Origin of the sequence: Methanoculleus sp. (assembly GCF_020696975.1) — an archaeon.
Lineage (GTDB): Archaea > Halobacteriota > Methanomicrobia > Methanomicrobiales > Methanoculleaceae > Methanoculleus.
The window spans coordinates 1-2,527 of record NZ_JAJGBK010000031.1 but is presented as its reverse complement, the minus strand read 5'-3'; the positions used below and the strand labels follow the sequence as shown (position 1 = coordinate 2,527).

Below are 2,527 nucleotides of genomic sequence, written 5' to 3'. Positions count from 1 at the left end.
CTGCGGCCTCCACCTGGCCGACGGGGGAGAGCGGCGGCTCATCACCCGGACACGCGACCCGAACGTTGAGATCCTCTTCGCCCGCCCGATCGACATCCCGGAGTACGTGGCAAGCGGCGTCGCCGACCTCGGCATCACCGGGAGGGATATGGTCATGGAACGGGGCTCGACGGTTGAAGAGGTCCTGGACCTGCAGACGGGTAGAGCAACCCTCGTCGTCGCCGTGCCGGAAGAGTCCGGCATCGAGGCCGTCGCCGATCTCGACGGGGCAACGGTGGCGACCGAGTTTCCGGCGATCACCCGCTCGTTCTTTGCAGAGCGCGGGGTTGCCGTGACGATCGTGACCGTCGGAGGGGCATGCGAGGCGACGCCGCACCTCGGGATCGCCGACGCCATCGTCGACCTCTCCTCCTCGGGGACGACCCTCAGAACAAACCATCTCCGCGTCATCGAGGAGATCCTCACCTCCACGACGATCCTGGTTGCAAACCCCGCCTCGCTCGCGACTAAACGGGAGAAGATCGACGAGATTGTCCTTGCCCTCGAGAGCGTCATCCGGGCGAAGGGGCAGTGCTACCTGATGATGAACGTTCACCGGAGCGCTCTTGCGGATGTCAGGGAAGTGCTGCCAGGCCTCTCCGGCCCGACGGTGATGGACGTGGCGTCCGATGAGAACCTGGTCGCGGTTCACGCCGTCGTGATGGAGGAGCGGGTCTACCAGTTGATCAACCAGTTGAAGCGGGCGGGCGCAAAAGACATATTAGTCATGCCCATTGAACGAATCATACGCTGAGAACATGGAGATCTATCCTGCAGTCGATATCCTGGACGGGCGGTGCGTGCAGCTTGTGCAGGGGCGGCCTGAGGCGGCGACGGTCTATGGGGAACCGGCCGCCTGGGGACGCCGGTGGCTTGAAGAGGGGGCCGACGGCCTCCACATCGTCAACCTCGATGGGGCGTTCGGCCGGGCGCAGAAGAACGCCGACCTGATCCGGGCTTTCATCCGGGAGACGAACGCCTTTGTGGAACTCGGGGGCGGGATCAGGAGCGTGGAGGACGCCGCCGGATGGCTTGACGTCGGTGTCGACCGGGTGATCCTCTCGACCCTGGCCGTCCGCGAACCGGAGACGATTCGGACGCTCGCCGACGAGTTCGGCAGCGCCCGGGTCATGGCCGGGATCGACGCCCGGGGCGGCGAGGTGATGATCGAGGGGTGGGAACAGCCCGCGGGCAGTTACCTTGCCTGGGCGGAGCGGTTCGAGGAACTCGGCGCAGGGTCGCTCCTCTACACAAACGTGGACGTGGAAGGGCTCCAGAAGGGGATCGCGCTCGGCCCGGTAGCGGACCTCCTCGCGAGAGCAAAGGTCCCGGTCGTCGTCTCGGGCGGGATATCGGGCGTCGAGGACGTCTGCGCGCTCCAGGATGCCGGAGCGGCGGGAGCAGTCCTCGGATCGGCCCTCTACGCCGGGAAAGTCCGACTATCCGATGTTCTGGGGGCAGCGCATGCGGAAGAGTGAGATTCACCGGGTCACGAAGGAGACCGATATCAGCCTCTCCCTCGACCTCGACGGAACCGGAGCCGGGACCATCGAGACCGGCATACCGTTCTTCGACCACATGCTGACATCGTTTGCCCGGCACGGCAGGATAGACCTCACCGTCCGGGCGACCGGCGACATCGCGGTGGACGTCCACCACACCATCGAGGATATCGGGATCGTCCTCGGGACGGCCCTTGCGAAAGCCGTCGGGGACGGACGGGGGATCACCCGGTTCGCCGACACCGCCGTCCCAATGGACGAGGCACTCGCCCGGGCGGCAATCGACGTGGGCGGGCGGGGGTACCTCGTCTTTGCGGCCGACTTCTCACCGGTGGGCCCTGGGGGCATCCCCGGCGATCTCATCGAGCACTTCTTCTACAGCCTCTGCACCAATGCCGGGATCACCGCCCATATCACGGCCACAGGGAGGAACGACCACCACGTCTGCGAAGCGGCGTTCAAGGCGTTCGCACGGGCGCTCCGGGCGGCCGTGGCGGTCGACCCCGCCGTGGGCGGGGACGTCCCGAGCACCAAGGGGACCCTCTGAACAGAGGGGCATAACGACAATTTTTGGGGTGCCGCAGGAGCATGCGGCGGCCGTTGCCACCAGAGCGACGTGGCGGGCCACAGGGGATGCGTCACGGCGGGATCGCCAAACTATTGTGCCGTGCTGTAACCCGGCCAGAATCGCAGGGAGGAGCGTTCTGTGGGGCATCCGGGTGGTTGCCGGGTGTCTGACGGAGGGAAAACGATGAGATCTTCTTCTGCTCTGCAACCGGCTGATACCCACACCTGGTGCAGGGCAACGTTGGTTGACAACTGCACACCCGGACACGGATTCCCATCGGGTATCGCCACGCACTGCCCCCGCCCCTCGGGGCGGGGAACGACTGCTGGAACAGCAGGAGTTGGAGCACCGCAGGTGCGACTGAGGAGCGCGAAGCGCGGGTGGGGTGGGGGTTACAGGTGTCCTTACGGAGTAGAGA

At 66.0% G+C, this 2,527-nt stretch carries 3 protein-coding genes; all 3 read left to right on the top strand.

All coding sequences use genetic code 11. From position 1 onward, the window contains the following. Positions 1-793, top strand: a 793-nt coding sequence (gene hisG, locus QZ650_RS09940; protein ID WP_292522501.1) for an ATP phosphoribosyltransferase, incomplete at its 5' end; no start/stop codon positions are given. A gap of 4 nt (positions 794-797) precedes the next feature. After that, positions 798-1,517, top strand: a complete 720-nt coding sequence (gene hisA, locus QZ650_RS09935) for a 1-(5-phosphoribosyl)-5-[(5-phosphoribosylamino)methylideneamino]imidazole-4-carboxamide isomerase (RefSeq protein WP_292520107.1) — start codon at positions 798-800, stop codon at positions 1,515-1,517. Beyond that, on the top strand, positions 1,504-2,088 hold the full coding sequence (hisB, locus tag QZ650_RS09930; protein WP_292519715.1) for an imidazoleglycerol-phosphate dehydratase HisB: 585 nt from the start codon (positions 1,504-1,506) through the stop codon (positions 2,086-2,088). Before hisA ends, hisB begins: the two co-directional genes overlap by 14 nt. Positions 2,089-2,527 lie beyond the last annotated feature (439 nt).

Coding starts and splice junctions, on each gene's coding strand:
- hisA (WP_292520107.1), top strand. CDS start 798: ATGGAGATCTATCCTGCAGTCGATATCCTGGACGGGCGGTGCGTGCAG.
- hisB (WP_292519715.1), top strand. CDS start 1,504: ATGCGGAAGAGTGAGATTCACCGGGTCACGAAGGAGACCGATATCAGC.